Genomic DNA, 595 nt, shown 5'->3' with positions numbered 1-595 from the left:
GAAGGTCTTGCTCAGCGGCACAGTGTGTGCACCGCCCGACAGGCCGGAAGCGCTTGCGGCGCTTCGTATTGACGACCTGGCGATACCCCGCTGCAAAAGCGAGGTGGGAGCTACTCCCCTTCGGGCCGCGATTAAAGCACTGGTTGGCCTGGCTTGGCAATCTCTGGGGGCTTTCACCGGCCGCGGTCTTTGCGGGAAAACGGCCCATGGCCATTGCCACACCAGCGCTGCGTGCTATCAATTTTTCTGCATACCCCTGGCGGCCATGGGAGCGGGGCCGCGCCGCTATCATGGCCGGCCCATGGCCGCATTCCACATCATCGACATCGAGGCCGCGATCAACCACTGGCGCGTGCGTGCGCCTTCGCCCGACGGCATCACGCTGGCGCCGCAGCTGGCCGCGCTGGCCGAGGTCTATGCGCTGCTGGTCTACGGGCACCGCGACGAGATTGACGAACGCGATGTCCCGGCAGCGGCGCTGCAGGCCTGGGACGCCTGGTACGAGACCACGCCCGACACGCCCTGCATCGCGATCTGCTCGACCAGCCAGGGCGACGACTGGTGCAAGGGCTGCGGGCGCAGCTTCGAGGAGGTG

1 protein-coding gene is annotated in these 595 nt (G+C 66.9%); it reads left to right on the top strand.

The genetic code is table 11. The features are described 5' to 3' along the window. Nucleotides 1–301: 301 nt before the first annotated feature. Nucleotides 302–595, top strand: a 294-nt coding sequence (locus B2J89_RS21550) for a DUF3717 domain-containing protein (RefSeq protein WP_169170843.1), incomplete at its 3' end; no start/stop codon positions are given.

It is taken from the genome of Acidovorax sp. SRB_24 (assembly GCF_012931925.1).
This window is presented reverse-complemented; position numbering and strand designations above follow the sequence as displayed.